Consider the following 15,163-nt stretch of genomic DNA (forward strand, 5'->3'; position numbering starts at 1 on the left):
AGGAAATACACTACATGAAAAAGAATTTCATCTTAACCACGCTTACTTTAGCGGCAACCTTGTTCTCATTTTCAGCACAAGCTGAGGATAAAAAAGTCACTCTAATGTTGGATTGGTTTGTTAACCCTAACCATGGCCCAATTATCGTGGCACAACAACGTGGTTACTTTAAAGAACAAGGTTTAAATGTGGTTATTCAAGAGCCTGCTGATCCAAGTATGCCACCAAAATTAGTAGCTGCAGGCAACATTGACCTTGCTATTACTTATCAGCCGAATCTAATTATTGATATTGCAGAAGGGTTACCTTTAGTGCGCTCAGCGACGTTAATCGCTACACCATTAAACACATTAATGGTACTCGATAACGGAAAAATTAATTCGCTAAGCGATTTGAAAGGTAAAAAAGTAGGTATTGCGATTTCAGGTAGCGAAGAAGCAACGATCGGTAAAATGTTAGAAACAGTACAACTGAATTACAAAGACGTAGAAATCATTAACGTCGGTTGGGCTCTTTCTGCTTCATTAGCATCAGGCAAAGTTGATGCAATTTGGGGCGGATTACGTAATTTCGAAACTAACCAACTCGAACTGGAAGGGTTTAAAGCTAAAGCTTACTTCCCTGAAGAACATGGCGTGCCAACATACGATGAATTGGTATTTGTTGCTAATGCAAAAAAATACGATGCTGCGATGATCAGTGCTTTTAACAAAGCTTTAGAACAAGCAACTACTTATATTGTTAACCATCCGCAAGCAGCATGGAATGAGTTTGTTAGTTATGCACCTGATACCTTAAATAATGAGCTAAATAAACGTGCATGGCGCGATACATTAACACGCTTTGCATTACGCCCTGCTGCTATTGATTTAAAACGTTACGATGATTATGCGCAATTTATGTTTGATAACAAGCTCATTAATAGCTTACCAAAAGCAAAAGATTATATGCCGACATTCGACGAATAAAATAGCTTAATGCCCGTTAAAACAACTTAGTGCCAGTTAAAGAACGGGCTAAAAGTTCACTTAATAGAAAATTTAATACAGTGAGAAGATCATGAACCATAACGATTTAATCAACGCTTGCCAGTCTGACTGGGATGACTATACAAAGCACCCTTTTGTGATGCAATTAGGTAACGGAAGTTTAGCGCAACCGTGCTTTTTACATTACCTAAAACAAGATTTTTTATTCTTGAAGCAGTATTCCCGTGCCTATGCCTTAGCGATTTATAAAGCAAATACGTTAGCAGAAATGCGTAAAGGCCTTGCGAGTGTTCAAGCTTTGTTGAGCTTTGAGATTAATCACCACATCACTTATTGTGCAGATTGGGGGCTAACCGAGGCGGATTTAGAAGCAGAAGATGAAGACTTCGGCACAGTCGCCTACACACGTTACGTTTTAGATACAGGTATGGCGGGTGATATTGTGGACCTTTATGTCGCACTAGCGCCTTGTTCAATTGGTTATGCTGAAATTGGTCGCTTATTAGCAAATGATAAAAAGACCAAATTTGAGGGTAATGAATTTGCTAGTTGGATTGATTTATACAGTGGTGAGGAGTTTCAACAAAGCATCGTCGATAGCACTGAGCATTTAGACCAATTACTCGCAGAGATTGATATCAATAGCCAACGTGGCCAACACCTTCTTAAAGTATTCAGAACGGCGACGAGAATGGAAGTCGCTTTCTGGCAGCAAGGTTTGAATGCCGTCATTTAAGTAAAAGTAGTGCGAAATAAACAGATAGGTAGAAACCAAATATGTCAGTAATAGCAACAGAAAAGTTCCAAGTGATCACCAATGCATTACAAGCATTGCGCGAACAAAAACCGTTAGTCGTCAACATTACTAATTATGTGGTGATGAACAATACTGCTAATGCCTTATTAGCGATTGGCGCATCGCCGATCATGGCACACTCTCGTCAAGAAATGGCAGAAATGATGTCATTTAGTGGTGCTTTAGTCATTAACATTGGCACCTTAGATAGCCAATGGATTCCACGTATGATTTACGCCGTTGAACAAGCTAATCTCAATAATAAGGTTGTAGTATTAGACCCTGTAGGTTGTGGTGCAAGCACGTTACGAACTGAAACATCACGCCAAATTGCAGCACTTGCAAATGATTTAATTATTCGAGCCAATGCGTCTGAAATAATTGCTTTAGCAGGTGAAACAGCACAGAGCAAAGGTGTCGATTCGCTTGATAGCAGTGAAGCAGCTGTCGATGCTGCACGCTACTTAACTGAGACTTATCACTGTAATGTGGTTATTTCTGGTGAGGTCGATTACATCATTAACGCTGAGAATGAAGTCACGCTGCACAACGGACATGTAATGATGCCTAACATTACCGGAATGGGCTGTAGTTTAAGTGCATTAACTGGTGCTTTTGCAGCTATTGGCGAAAAAACAGGTTTAGCGGCGGCGGCGATATTGGGAGTCGCAGGTGAAATTGCAGCAGAGCAATCTGCCGGCCCTGGTAGTTTACAAATGAACTTATTGGATGTGTTATATCAATTAGATGCCGATGCCATTAATACACGTTTAAAAATGACGGTTAAATAGAGAGTGATTTTAAAGTGTTTATTTTGAAGATAACTTTAAGGTCATTATTTTAAAATCACTTAGAATAAACACGCTTAACTCAGCACCTTTACTAACGCTTTTTTCAAGGAAAACACCATGAACCCGTACCGCTTATATTTAGTGACAGATGATCAGCAAGATCTACAAACACTAAAGCACGTTGTCAAAGAAGCCGTTGCTGGCGGTGTTACTATGGTACAAGTCCGAGAAAAAAGTAGTGATATACGATCTTTTATTGCTCGTGCTCAAGCGATTAAAAGCATTTTAAAAGGAACTAACGTGGCGCTTATCATTAACGATCGTGTGGATGTCGCATTAGCCGTTGATGCAGATGGAGTGCACTTAGGACAGTCGGATATGCCTGCTGAGTTAGCGCGACAACTGATTGGCCCTAATAAGTTACTCGGTCTATCTATTGAAAATGAACATCAGCTATTAGAAGCGAATACATTATCATTAGATTACATTGGCTTAAGCGCAATTTTTGCAACACCAACTAAAACAGATACTAAAAAAGAATGGGGAATAGCAGGATTAGCAAATGCATTAACAAAAACAAATTTCCCTGTCGTTGCAATTGGCGGTATCAACCAAACCAATTTAGATGAAATCATAAAAACCGGTGTTGATGGAGTTGCATTAGTTTCTGCTATTTGTCATGCCGATGACTCTAAAGTTGCTGCAGCAACCTTGTTAAAACAGATACAAGCAGCGATGCCATAAACCTTTTAAAATCAAAAGCCTTAAGACTAACAACTAATTTAAATGTACTGAGTTCTGTATATTGTCACTTTTACCTACTCGTTTTGCCTTTCTTCGTGCCCTTCGTGTAGCGCAGCGCTTCGTGGTTGATTAAATCTTTAAAAATCAAAAGCATTTAACCACGAAGGCACAAATTGAAAGAAGACTAAGCCAAACGCCTTAAGGCAAACAACTAACTTTAATGTACTGAGTTCTACATACTTTTACTTTAATCCACTCTTTTTGCCTTTCTTCGTGCCCTTCGTGTAGCACAGTGCCTCGTGGTTAATTAAACCTTTAAAAATCAAAAGCATTTAACCACGAAGGCACAAATTGAAAGAAGACTAAGCCAAACGCCTTAAGGCAAACAACTAACTTTAATGTACTGAGTTCTACATACTTTTACTTTAATCCACTCTTTTTGCCTTTCTTCGTGCCCTTCGTGTAGCACAGTGCCTCGTGGTTAATTAAACCTTTAAAAATCAAAAGCATTTAACCACGAAGGCACGAAGTGAAAAGAAGGTTAAGCTAAAGCATTAAGATATACAGCTAACTTTAATGTATTGAGTTCTACATATTTTTACTTTTACCTACTCGTTTTGCCTTTCTTCGTGCCCTTCGTGTAGCGCAGCGCTTCGTGGTTAATTAATTGTTTTAACATCAACAGCGATTCACCACAAAAGCATGAAGTGAAAAGAAGGTTAAACCAAAAACCTTATAAATAAAGACCTTAAACACTTCCCATCTAATTATTTTTTGTATTTTCTTCATGCGCTTCATGATTAATATTTTTCATTTTAAAACTTTTTCTTTCCTTCAGACTTAATATATTCCTATTGATAGCGCCTCAAACACAGCATTCCTATTAAGAATAACTTACACTAATATCTATATCGTTAATTAAATCGAAACCTTTGGCTGATTATGAATATTACACTTAAGCAATTACATGTCTTTATGACAATCACACAAGAAAAAACACTAACCACTGCGGCTGAAAAACTGTTTTTAAGTAAACCCGCGGTGAGCATGGCCTTAGCCGAGTTAGAAAAACAACTCGGTCATAAACTGTTTGAGCGTACTAATAACCGATTATTAATCAATGAGATGGGAAAAGCATTATTACCCTTAGCCGATGAACAATTAGAGCGTAGCAAAGCAATCACTAGTTTATTTGATAATCATAACTTCCAAGGAAAGCTAAGAATTGGTTCAAGTAACACTGTCGGCAATCATTTATTACCGGCTTTATTAGCGCAGTTTCGAGATATTAAAAATCATCAAGACCAACTTATATGTATTGATAACAGCACCACTATCGGCGACAAACTAAAAGAATACGAGTTGGATATTGGATTAGTTGAGGCTTTATTAGTCGATAAAAAATTACATATCGAACGTTGGATAAAAGATGAAATGGTTGTGGTTGCTCACCCTGAACATCCTTTAACCAATAAAAAATCAATTACTGTAGAAGATTTAAACCACCAACATTGGATTTTACGAGAGCAAGGTTCGGGTACACGTGACTTTTTCATCACACATATCGGACAGCATTTAACAGACCTAGATATTACCTTTGAACTTACGACGACAGAAGCAATCATTAATTGTTGCGCAGCTGGTTTAGGGGTGTCTTGTATGTCGCGAACAGCCGCTAGGCATGCGCTGCAAGATAAACGATTATGTACATTGCCTATTGATATCGACATGTCTCGCGATCTTTATTTAGTGTGGCACAAAGATAAGTACCAAAGCCCGATACTAAAAGAATTTATAGAATACTCACGACAATGGAATTTGCCTTTTTAAACGAAAGAGCGCCTGTAATCAATAGTGAAAGCAAGCAATAGGTTAAGTGCATCGTAGACCCCCTAAAAATAAAATCACTTGGATTCAGATAAAAAGTTCACCTAATGCAAATAATAAAAAAGCTTGATGAATTTCCCCATCAAGCTTTTTATTTAATTAAACTATTTAATCATCACTATCTACTGATCACGATGCTTCTCTTATAGCGAATGGTACTTAAGCTTTCGAGTCAGCATATTTTTGTTGGAAAGCGGCAAACTCTGTATTTGATACTTTACCGTTACCATCAGTATCTAACATTTCAAATGTTGGACGCTTGTTACCTTTACGGTCTGCACGCTTTGCATCTAACTCTTGAGTTGTTATTTTACCGTCAGCATTACCGTCGATTTTATCGAAGTTGTTAAGTAAACGCCCTTTTGCTTCGTCTTTAGTAATGGCACCGTCATTATTTGCATCAATTGTTGAGAATGATACTTTTTGGTCATGCTTACCTTTCTTCATGTTTTTAACTAATTCAAACTCAGCGGATGTAATAGAGCCATTTGCATCTGTATCTACTTTATCAAAGTGTTTAGCTAAACGACCTTTTGCTTCGTCTTTAGTAATGGCACCGTCATTATTTGCATCAATTGTTGAGAATGATACTTTTTGGCTATGTTTACCTTTTTTCATGTTTTTAACTAATTCAAATTCTGCTGATGTAATAGAACCATTTGCATCTGTATCGACTTTATCAAAATGTTTAGCCAAACGACCTTTTGTTTCGTCTTTAGTAATAACACCATCGCTATTTGCATCTAACTTAGCAAAGCTGACTTGTTTATTACCTTTTTTATGGCCTTTTCCCTTATGCATTTTTTGCATTGCTGAAAACTCAGCTGATGTAATAGAACCATTTGCATCTGTATCGACTTTATCAAAATGTTTAGCCAAACGCCCTTTTGCTTCGTCTTTAGTAATAACACCATCGCTATTTGCATCTAACTTAGCAAAGCGGGCTTCTTTATTACCTTTTTGATGGCCTTTTCCTTTATGCATTTTTTGCATTGCTGATAACTCAGCTTGCGTAATAGCACCATCTTTATCGCTATCTATTTTATCAAAATGTTTTGATAAACGCCCTTTTGCTTCCTCTTTTGTAATCTGGCTGTCGTTATTGGTATCGATAGCGCCAAAGTCTAATTTGTGATTACCTTTGCCTTTGTGCATTTTCTCTAGTGCAGCAAATTCAGTTGTTGAAATTGAACCGTTTGCATCAGTATCGATTTTATCAAAATGTTTAGCCAAACGACCTTTTGCTTCAGCTTTTTTTATTTGGTTGTCGTTATTGGTATCAATAGCACCGAAGTCTAATTTATGATTACCTTTACCTTTGTGCATTTTTTCTATCGCTGCGAATTCAGTTGTTGAAATTGAACCGTTTGCATCGCTATCGATTTTATCAAAACGTTTAAGTAACCCGCGTTTCGCTTCATCTTTAGTAATTTGACCATCTTTATTAACATCTACTTTAGCGAAGTCCATTTTATGGTGACGCTTGCCTTTTTTCATTTTCTTCGCAGCATCGAATTCAGTGCTAGAAATTGAACCGTCATTATTGGTATCAAAATCAGCGAATGTAGGTTTTTTTGACGATCTCATTTTTTTTACTTCAGCAAACTCTGCTTCACTGATTGAACCATTGCTATCAGCATCGATTTTATCAAAATGCTTTGCTAATTTACCCGTCGCTTCTACTACATTAATTTGACCATCTTTGTTTAAGTCAAACGTTCCAAAGTCATATTTAGCTGAGTTATTACCAGCAGCCATTGTTAGTGAACTTGAAACCATTAATGCAACACCACTTAAAATAAATAACTTTTTCATATAAACCTCTTTTTTTACTTAGAATATAAAGCGCTCTTCTGAGCCGATGTAGAGACTATAGATAAGCATTGTGCAGAGAATATGGATAAAAAAAGGAGTTAATGCTTTTAGGCTATTTTTAGAGAGATTATTTATTGGCTATTTGAATTGAATATAAAGGAAAGAAGAGGCTTATTATTTTCTGAGAAGTATTAATAAACTATTATTTGTTCACTAAAGAATGAGCAACGATCCCTCTAATCGTCAGAGAAAGCGTTACTCAAAAAATCATTTATAGGAAAAATCACAAAGCAAATTTATAACCAACACCGTAGATAGATTGAATGCAATCGACCTCTGCATCTACATTCTGAATTTTACGACGTAAGTTTTTAATATGACTATCGATAGTTCTATCAGTGACGACACGGTTATCGGAGTAGATTTGAGTCATTAACTGCTCTCGGCTAAAGACTTGTTCTTTATGTTGGTGAAAATGCGATAGAAGACGAAATTCAGCGCGTGTTAAGCTAACTTCTTTGCCTTTCACTAATACTTGCATGGTACTTTCATTGATACTTAATATTTTATCAACCATTTTCATTTCATCAGTTGAGCGGCGCAGGATATTTTTGACTCGTACCACCACTTCTCTCGGGCTATAAGGTTTACAAATATAATCATCAGCACCTAGCTCCAAACCAATGAGGCGATCAATTTCATCAATACGAGCGGTGGCCATGACCACTGGAATATCTGTAAAAGTACGCAACTCTCTGTAAATATCTAACCCATTTTTGCCAGGTAGCATTAAATCTAATATTAATAAATCAACAGGATTCTGTTTAACCCACTCTACAACCTGTGAGCCATCAATAATAATATGGCTAATGAAGCCCGACTGAGTAAGGTACTCGCCTAATACTTGTGCTAATGATTCTTCATCTTCCACAATTAAAACATGTTGAGACATCGTAATTCCTTTATTAATTCTTTGAAATAGGCAAATAAATAGTAATGGTTAAGCCACCTAAATCTGAATGACTTGCAATCATTTCACCTTGATGTGCTTTTACAATCGTTTGGCAAATTGACAAACCTAAACCAGAGCCCCCACTTAAACGACTACGAGATTCGTCAACACGGTATAAACGTTCAAATAATTTAGGCAATGCATGGTCAGGTACGCTCGGAGCGCTGTCTTCAATACATATTTGCAGCTGCTGTTTATTTCGCTTTACCTTCACTTGTAATAAGCCTGGGGCGTCGGTATAACGTAAACTATTCTCCAGTACATTAGAAAATAGCTGTATTAAGGATTTTTTATCCCCTTTAATATAAACAGGTTGCTTAAGGCTACTGCTACTTTGTAATTGAATTTTCTTTTCTTGGCAACGCAACTGATATTGTGAGCAACTAGTCTCAAGTACTTGTTGCACGTCAACTGATTCAGATAAATTAAATTGCATACCGGCATCGGATAGCGATAACTGATATAAGTCATTTACTAATTGGCTCAAGTTTTGTACTTGATAATGTAATGAATCAATATATTTAGGTTCCGGTTTACGAATACCATCCTGTAATGCTTCTATTTCACTTTTTAATACAGAAATAGGGGTGCGTAGTTCATGAGAGATATCCGCTAACCATTGCTCCCTACTTTCTTTTTGACGCAATAGGCTGCTACTTAATTCATTAAATCGTAAAGATAGGCCCGCTAATTCGTCTTCTCCTTTAACGTCTATTTGCGTTAAGTAATCACCTTCTTGTAATGAATTTGCTGCATTTTCAAGACGTTTTAAAGGTGTTAAAAAGTGCCTCACTAACAACCAAGCTAAGGTGAATGACAGTAACGTAACCCATAAAACAATCCACATTAAATTGTACTGTTGTTGGCGATAGAAACTGCTCTCTAATTCACCGGGAATAACGTAACTTTTTTTAGTGGTTACCCACCCAACTGTTTTTTGCTGATAGAGCACTGGCGCTTTAATTAATTCATTTTTTAATTTAAATCTTTTTTGATTAAAAATCGGCTGGTAATTTTCATCTAATACAACAATACGTTTAAATAAGCGTTTTACGGGATCATAACCCAATTTTCTAGGTTCTTTTCCTTCGCCTCTAGGACGAGCGAATACTTGAGATAGTAATGCCAACATCGTGTCAGGCGTTAATGATTCCCACCCCTCTTTTTCTGAATAATAAGGGGCAATAGATTCAGAGATAATGGCTAAACGCTCTGCTTCACCGTTATTTAAATATTTTTGTAAACCAGTTCGAAAACTATCATTGATTGACCATGCCATGCCTAACACCATTAAAGCGCTAATGAAGAGCATCGAAAATAGTATTTTTTTGAATAAAGTAAGACGCATTAAGCACCCTTTTCACTAAAATGAGCTAAATAAAGAACGTTAACTTTAACGCAAAGTTGCTTAAGTGAGGATATTATTTTTTAATTTCACCTTAAATTAGATTATTAGCGATGTAGAGCAATATGGTTTATTCACTGAATTAATAGAGAAGACAATCAAAAAAGGAATAAAAAAAACCACTAAATCAATGACTTAATGGTTTTATGAAAATTCACGCTATAAAACGTTTACGTTGAGCTTTTACCACTCAACATATCACTACAATCGACATTAAATATTATCGACAGCAGCGTTTAACGTTTTACTTGGGCGCATTGCAGCAGACACTTTAACTGGATCGGTATGGAAGTAACCACCTAGGTCAACAACAACACCTTGTGCATCGTTAAGTTCTTGCACAATAATCGCTTCATTGCTTAATAGTGACTCAGCTAAAGGTTTGAATTGAGCTTGTAGTTCAGCATCTTTAGTTTGTTCAGCAAGTGCTTCAGCCCAGTACATCGCTAAATAGAAGTGACTACCACGGTTATCTAATTCACCGACTTTACGTGAAGGAGATTTATCTTCTTTTAAGAATTTACCGTTAGCTACATGCAATGCTTCAGCCAAAATAACTGCTTTTTCATTACCTGTTTTAGCGGCAATATCTTCAATCGATACAGCCAATGCTAAGAACTCACCTAATGAATCCCAACGTAAGTGGTTTTCTTCAACAAATTGTTGAACGTGTTTAGGAGCAGAACCACCAGCACCTGTTTCAAATAAACCACCACCCGCAAGTAATGGAACAATTGACAGCATTTTCGCACTTGTACCCAACTCTAAAATTGGGAATAAATCTGTTAGGTAATCACGTAATACGTTACCTGTTACAGAAATCGTATTCTTACCTTCTTTAACACGTTGTAATGAGAATTTACATGCTTCAACAGGTGTTAAGATTTGAATATCTAAGCCAGTTGTATCGTGATCTTTCAGGTATGCATTTACTTTAGCGATTAAGTTTTTATCGTGTGCACGGTTTTCATCTAACCAGAAGATAGCTGGTTGGCCAGTTGCTTGCGCACGACTTACTGCTAAACGAACCCAATCACGGATTGGAATGTCTTTAGCTTGGCACATACGCCAAATATCACCTTGCTCAACATCGTGAGACATTAATGTGTTACCTGCTGAATCAGTTACTGTAACAGTACCCGCTTCAGTGATTTGGAATGTTTTATCGTGTGAACCGTATTCTTCAGCTTTTTGAGCCATTAGACCAACGTTTGATACGTTACCCATTGTTGCTGGATCAAATGCGCCATTTTCACGACAGAACTTAATGGTTTCTTCGTAGATACCTGAGTAACAACGATCTGGGATCAATGCTTTAGTATCTTCAAGTTTACCTTCTGCATTCCACATTTGACCGCTAGAACGAACCATAGCTGGCATAGAAGCATCGATAATCACATCACTTGGTACGTGTAAGTTAGTAATACCTTTATCAGAATCTACCATTGCTAAGCTTGGGCGTGTTGCATAAACCGCTTGGATATCCGCTTCTACTTCTGCTTTTTTAGCCGCATCAATATTAGCGATCTTAGCGTAAACATCACCTAAACCGTTACGCTCATCAACACCTAGCTCTTTGAATAAGTCAGCATGTTTAGCAAATACATCTTTAAAATAAACGGTTACAGCGTGACCAAACATGATTGGGTCAGACACTTTCATCATGGTTGCTTTAAGGTGCAAAGAAAGCATGATGTTGTTTTCTTTTGCTTCCGTCATTTCTTTTTCGAAGAAATCACGTAATGCTTTAGCGCTCATGCGTGATGAATCGATTAGTTCATCTTTTAAAACAGGTGTAGATGCTTTAAGTACCGTGCTTACGCCTGCTTTATTAGTGAATTCAATTTTCACATCATCATCTTGACCTAATACAACAGATTGCTCGGAGCTGTAGAAGTCGCCATCAGACATATCTGCAACGTGTGATTTAGATTCTGTAGACCACTTACCCATACGGTGTGGATGATCTTGTGCATACTGTTTAACAGCATCTGCAACACGACGGTCAGAGTTACCTTCACGTAATACAGGGTTTACTGCACTACCTAATACTTTTGCATAAACTGCTTTTGTTTCTTCTTCTTCAGGATTTGTTGCTACTTCAGGGTAATCTGGTAATGCAAAACCATGAGATTGTAGCTCTTTAATCACCGCTTGTAGTTGCGGAATAGATGCACTTACGTTCGGTAATTTAATAATGTTTGCTTCTGGTGTTTTTGCTAAATCACCTAATTCTGCTAATGAGTCTGCTTGCTGTTGTGCAGCTGGCAACTTGTAAGAAAAGTTGGCAATAATTCGACCAGCTAAAGAGATGTCACGCGTTTCTACAACAATGTTTGCTGCTTTAGTGAATGCATTAACAATAGGTAATAGAGAGTGAGTTGCAAGCGCAGGTGCTTCATCTGTTTGTGTATAGATGATCTTTGCTGATTTATCTGTCATTTTATTTCCTTTAACAAAAATTTATGAAGTGAATTAATATCGCTAAAAATGTTATCAAATTGTTACGCATAATAATTACGCGCATATCATATCGAAAAAAACAAAATTATCTAGTTTCATGCCCTTAAGTCATCGATTTAAACGTGATCTTGATCGTTATTTGTGAACTCGTACTTGTTAACATAAAGTAACAAGATGCCGATGGGCTATCGTTTTTGATGTTATAAACATAACATTTAATAAGCAATACTGTCTGCACTATTTATTCTGATACAATAACTCTTTTGACTGCTTTAAGGGCAACAAGTGAATCAACCTCCAATAAAGAAAACCAATAGTAAAGTTAAAGCAGAATCAACGACGAATAAGCGACCAGGTAAAAAGCCTACTCACTTTAATGTAAAAAAAGCAGCACATAAAACTTTTGTACCAAAAAAAGTGCTGCCGAAGTCAATGCAAAAAATAGTTTTATTTAACAAACCTTTCGATGTGTTAAGTCAATTTACCGATGATGGTAATGAAGATTCAATGCGTGAAACATTAAAAGACTATATTGATATACCCAATATCTATGCAGCAGGACGTTTAGATAGGGACAGTGAAGGTCTATTAGTATTAACCAATGATGGTCAATTACAGGCAGACATTACTCAACCGGGTAAAAAAACTGAAAAAACGTACTGGGTACAAGTTGAAGGTGCACCAAGTGAAACTGATTTAGCAAAATTACGCCAAGGTGTAGTGCTAAAAGATGGTATGACAGCACCAGCAAAAGTAAAAATAATGGATAACCCTGATATTTGGGAACGCTACCCACCTATTCGTGAGCGCGCAAATATTCCAACTACTTGGTTAAGCATTACTATTTCAGAGGGTCGTAATCGCCAAGTTCGTCGCATGACGGCGAATATCGGTTTTCCAACATTACGTTTAATTCGTTATTCTATTGGCGAGTGGACAATTAAAGGTTTAGCAAACGGAACATATACTGTTCTTAAAAAGACTTAACACACTACTAACCATTGATAGTGAATGACTAACCAATAACGATGCTTTGAAATAAATCATCGTTATTGTCGATTGCTATAAAGCTTATTACTTATAGGTTACAAAGGCTTAATTGTGTAAAACCATAATCAATGAAGCGTTTGTGTAAAGCAGATAAGTAGGTTTGATTAGCAAATATTTGAGTATAAAAAGCTTGATGGCTTTGTGATGTTAAATCACCCCCCTCTTTTTCAAGCTTTAATAATTTTTGGACTCGCAATGCAATTGCCTCACCAGAATCCACTAAACAAATAGGACGTGTAAAACACGCTGATATTTCCTGTTTAAGTAAAGGAAAATGCGTGCAACCCAAGACTAATGTGTCAGGCATATTTTCTTCATTGTTAATCCAAGGAGCCAATATGGCTTCAAAATCACTTTGCAGTAACGCTTTCCCCATTAACTTATCTTCAGCTAACTTAACCAACTTCGTAGAGCCAATGCGTAACACGGTTTTATCTGCAGCAAACTCATTAATTAAAGCGGTAGTATAAACACGTTCAATCGTACCTGGCGTTGCTAATAATCCAATCACATTATTGTTAGTTACTGAAGTAGCAGGTTTAATCGCAGGCACGACACCAACAATGGGAATAGAAAAATGTTGGCGTAATTCTTCAAGTGCAATAGTACTCGCGGAGTTACAAGCGATGACAATCAAATCCGTGGGATATTCTTTTATAAAATCAGCGAGTAACTGTGTAATGCGTTTAATGAGTTTTTCTCTTGGTAACTCACCGTAGGGAAAATAAGCATTATCAAACAAATAATGACATTTGATGGTTGGATTAACTTTAATGATCTGTTCATAAACCGATAAGCCGCCTACTCCAGAATCAAATATAAGCACTCGTTTAGCTGGCATGTCACTGCTTCCTTGGTAAAAGAAGCATTTTAGCCTGTAATTGAAAGAGAAAGAAATAAAATGATCAACGAGATAGGTGCAGAAATACGATGACATTCTGTTTTCACTAGCCAAGCTCTACTGCCTGCTTTAGAATGCCCCTCCATTTATATGCTATTGCTTGAATAGTGACATACAGATTTAGAATACAGAGGTAATAATGAGCTTAGAATTTGTTGATCCGGACAACTATGAATCACAATTAGATGCTAAAAAAGAGCAATTTACACAACTCTTTTCAACCTTTGAATTACCTGAATTAGATTGTTTTGGTTCAGAAAAACAACACTATCGTATGCGTAGTCAATTCCGTGTTTGGCATGAAGATGAAGATCTGTATTTTTACATGACCGATCAAGAGACACGTCAGCGTATTCGTGTTGAGCAATTCTTACCAGCAAGCACCTTAATTAATAAATTAATGCCAATGCTAGTTGAAGAATTGAAAGTATCCCCTATTTTGCGCTTTAAACTATTTCAAGCTAATTTCCTATCAAGTTTAAGCGGTGAAATAATGGTTAGCTTGCTTTATCACAAAGTATTAGACGATGAATGGTTAACAGCAATAAAAGCGTTAAAAGAACGTTTATCAGAGCACTTCACCATCAATATTATTGGCCGAGCAAGACGCCAAAAGTTTATTGTTGATAATGATTTCGTGATTGAAAAACTAGAGGTTGATGGGCAACAATTAATCTATCAGCAAGTTGAAAATAGTTTTACACAACCCAATGCAGAAGTATCAATAAAAATGTTGGAATGGGCCATTGATTGTACCCGTGACAGCGAAGGTGATTTATTAGAACTGTACTGTGGCAATGGTAACTTCTCGTTAGCACTCGCTAAAAACTTTAACCGCGTATTAGCAACCGAAGTATCAACCCCTTCCGTTAATTCTGCACAGTTCAATATAACAGCTAATAACATTGAGAATGTGACGATTGTACGTATGTCAGCGGAAGAGTTTACACAGGCCATTAATGGTGTTCGTGAATTCAATCGCTTAAAAGAGAAGCATGTCGATTTATCTAGCTACCAATGCAACACTATTCTTGTTGATCCTCCGCGTGCTGGTTTAGATGATGAGACGGTTAAAATGGTACAGCAATATGAGAACATCATGTACATCAGCTGTAATCCTGAAACATTAAAAGATAACCTAGAAGTCTTTACTCAAACTCATGACATTAAAAAGTTTTCTCTATTCGATCAATTCCCTTACACACACCACACTGAAGCGGGTGTATTTTTAGTCAGAAAATAAAAGACTAGAAAGCAAGAATTAAGAACAAAATTTAATATAGTTTAATATAATGGCCCTAAACGAAAAA

Annotated in this window: 12 protein-coding genes; 7 read left to right on the forward strand and 5 right to left on the reverse strand. The window is 36.9% G+C overall.

Going from position 1 to position 15,163, the window contains the following annotated elements:
* Window positions 1-14: 14 nt before the first annotated feature.
* The 5 genes from Q0794_RS05000 (at window position 15) to Q0794_RS05020 (ending at window position 5,150) form a co-directional block, all read left to right on the forward strand.
* On the forward strand, window positions 15-968 hold the full coding sequence (locus Q0794_RS05000; RefSeq protein ID WP_298940620.1) for an ABC transporter substrate-binding protein: 954 nt from the start codon (window positions 15-17) through the stop codon (window positions 966-968).
* A 91-nt stretch (window positions 969-1,059) separates the two neighbouring features.
* Complete coding sequence (locus Q0794_RS05005) at window positions 1,060-1,725, forward strand: TenA family protein (protein WP_298940621.1); 666 nt, start codon at window positions 1,060-1,062, stop codon at window positions 1,723-1,725.
* A gap of 41 nt (window positions 1,726-1,766) precedes the next feature.
* Window positions 1,767-2,576 (forward strand): hydroxyethylthiazole kinase, encoded by an 810-nt coding sequence (gene thiM, locus Q0794_RS05010; protein ID WP_298940622.1) that lies wholly within the window; start codon window positions 1,767-1,769, stop codon window positions 2,574-2,576.
* Between the two features lie 117 nt (window positions 2,577-2,693).
* On the forward strand, window positions 2,694-3,320 hold the full coding sequence (gene thiE / locus Q0794_RS05015) for a thiamine phosphate synthase (RefSeq protein WP_298940623.1): 627 nt from the start codon (window positions 2,694-2,696) through the stop codon (window positions 3,318-3,320).
* A gap of 942 nt (window positions 3,321-4,262) precedes the next feature.
* Window positions 4,263-5,150, forward strand: coding sequence for a LysR family transcriptional regulator (locus tag Q0794_RS05020; protein WP_298940624.1), 888 nt, complete (start codon window positions 4,263-4,265; stop codon window positions 5,148-5,150).
* Window positions 5,151-5,366: 216 nt separating this feature from the next.
* On the opposite strand, the gene Q0794_RS05025 is transcribed toward Q0794_RS05020, so the two are convergent.
* The 4 genes from Q0794_RS05025 to Q0794_RS05040 form a co-directional block, all read right to left on the reverse strand.
* Window positions 5,367-7,022: an EF-hand domain-containing protein gene (locus Q0794_RS05025; protein WP_298940625.1), complete on the reverse strand. Its 1,656-nt coding sequence runs from the start codon at window positions 7,020-7,022 to the stop codon at window positions 5,367-5,369.
* Window positions 7,023-7,305: 283 nt separating this feature from the next.
* Window positions 7,306-7,974: a response regulator gene (locus Q0794_RS05030; RefSeq protein WP_298940626.1), complete on the reverse strand. Its 669-nt coding sequence runs from the start codon at window positions 7,972-7,974 to the stop codon at window positions 7,306-7,308.
* 13 nt (window positions 7,975-7,987) lie between these two features.
* Window positions 7,988-9,382, reverse strand: a complete 1,395-nt coding sequence (locus tag Q0794_RS05035; RefSeq protein ID WP_298940627.1) for an ATP-binding protein — start codon at window positions 9,380-9,382, stop codon at window positions 7,988-7,990.
* 270 nt (window positions 9,383-9,652) lie between these two features.
* Window positions 9,653-11,881, reverse strand: coding sequence for an NADP-dependent isocitrate dehydrogenase (locus Q0794_RS05040; protein ID WP_298940629.1), 2,229 nt, complete (start codon window positions 11,879-11,881; stop codon window positions 9,653-9,655).
* A gap of 438 nt (window positions 11,882-12,319) precedes the next feature.
* Here Q0794_RS05040 and Q0794_RS05045 point away from each other — a divergent pair, with 438 nt between their 5' ends.
* Window positions 12,320-12,889 (forward strand): pseudouridine synthase, encoded by a 570-nt coding sequence (locus Q0794_RS05045; RefSeq protein ID WP_298940710.1) that lies wholly within the window; start codon window positions 12,320-12,322, stop codon window positions 12,887-12,889.
* A gap of 91 nt (window positions 12,890-12,980) precedes the next feature.
* On the opposite strand, the gene murI is transcribed toward Q0794_RS05045, so the two are convergent.
* Window positions 12,981-13,793, reverse strand: a complete 813-nt coding sequence (murI, locus tag Q0794_RS05050) for a glutamate racemase (RefSeq protein WP_298940630.1) — start codon at window positions 13,791-13,793, stop codon at window positions 12,981-12,983.
* 199 nt (window positions 13,794-13,992) lie between these two features.
* On the opposite strand from murI, the gene trmA reads away from it, so the two are divergent.
* Window positions 13,993-15,096 carry a tRNA (uridine(54)-C5)-methyltransferase TrmA gene (trmA, locus tag Q0794_RS05055; protein WP_298940631.1) on the forward strand — a complete coding sequence of 368 codons (1,104 nt, stop codon included), beginning with the start codon at window positions 13,993-13,995 and terminating at the stop codon, window positions 15,094-15,096.
* The last annotated feature ends 67 nt before the right edge of the window (window positions 15,097-15,163 follow it).

Origin of the sequence: uncultured Psychromonas sp., assembly GCF_947489755.1 — a bacterium.
Lineage (GTDB): Bacteria > Pseudomonadota > Gammaproteobacteria > Enterobacterales > Psychromonadaceae > Psychromonas.

Coding starts and splice junctions, on each gene's coding strand:
- Q0794_RS05000 (WP_298940620.1), top strand. CDS start 15: ATGAAAAAGAATTTCATCTTAACCACGCTTACTTTAGCGGCAACCTTG.
- Q0794_RS05025 (WP_298940625.1), bottom strand. CDS start 7,022: ATGAAAAAGTTATTTATTTTAAGTGGTGTTGCATTAATGGTTTCAAGT.
- Q0794_RS05035 (WP_298940627.1), bottom strand. CDS start 9,382: ATGCGTCTTACTTTATTCAAAAAAATACTATTTTCGATGCTCTTCATT.
- Q0794_RS05040 (WP_298940629.1), bottom strand. CDS start 11,881: ATGACAGATAAATCAGCAAAGATCATCTATACACAAACAGATGAAGCA.
- thiE (WP_298940623.1), top strand. CDS start 2,694: ATGAACCCGTACCGCTTATATTTAGTGACAGATGATCAGCAAGATCTA.
- murI (WP_298940630.1), bottom strand. CDS start 13,793: ATGCCAGCTAAACGAGTGCTTATATTTGATTCTGGAGTAGGCGGCTTA.
- thiM (WP_298940622.1), top strand. CDS start 1,767: ATGTCAGTAATAGCAACAGAAAAGTTCCAAGTGATCACCAATGCATTA.
- Q0794_RS05005 (WP_298940621.1), top strand. CDS start 1,060: ATGAACCATAACGATTTAATCAACGCTTGCCAGTCTGACTGGGATGAC.
- Q0794_RS05020 (WP_298940624.1), top strand. CDS start 4,263: ATGAATATTACACTTAAGCAATTACATGTCTTTATGACAATCACACAA.
- trmA (WP_298940631.1), top strand. CDS start 13,993: ATGAGCTTAGAATTTGTTGATCCGGACAACTATGAATCACAATTAGAT.
- Q0794_RS05030 (WP_298940626.1), bottom strand. CDS start 7,974: ATGTCTCAACATGTTTTAATTGTGGAAGATGAAGAATCATTAGCACAA.